Source organism: Paraclostridium dentum, assembly GCF_012922555.1.
GTDB classification, from domain to species: domain Bacteria; phylum Bacillota; class Clostridia; order Peptostreptococcales; family Peptostreptococcaceae; genus Paraclostridium; species Paraclostridium dentum.
This window is the reverse complement of the sequence record NZ_WIPK01000214.1, coordinates 1-304: the sequence shown is the minus strand read 5'-3', so window position 1 is coordinate 304 and position 304 is coordinate 1. Positions and strand designations below refer to the sequence as shown.

Annotated in this window: 1 protein-coding gene; it reads right to left on the bottom strand. The window is 51.3% G+C overall.

Annotation, left to right across the window (positions count from 1 at the left end; genetic code table 11):
- Positions 1 to 304, bottom strand: a 304-nt coding sequence (locus GFJ41_RS21410) for a cyclin family protein (protein WP_170076066.1), incomplete at both ends; no start/stop codon positions are given.

Here is a 304-nt window from a genome sequence, read left to right as displayed (position 1 = left end):
ATTTTGACTGCCAGCTTTCTCCTGGACATAACTGTGAAAGAGTCGGAGGAAATGTAGTGCCGTAGGAGCTTTGACCTTCCAGTAGAGCTTCTCCAGGACGATCTTCTCCATCCTCATCATGTCTGAAACTGTGAAGCGGTTCTGGCTGATCCGGATAAGATCGTTGGCCATGGGAACGTTCGTTTCCTCTTCTGAGGTCTTCACGGCGATGTAGAAGCAGCAAAGGCCAACACAGGTCAGATGTTTGGGCTGGATCTTCATCACGGACAGAAAGCGGTCCAGCAGGCTCACAGCGAGGGAGAAG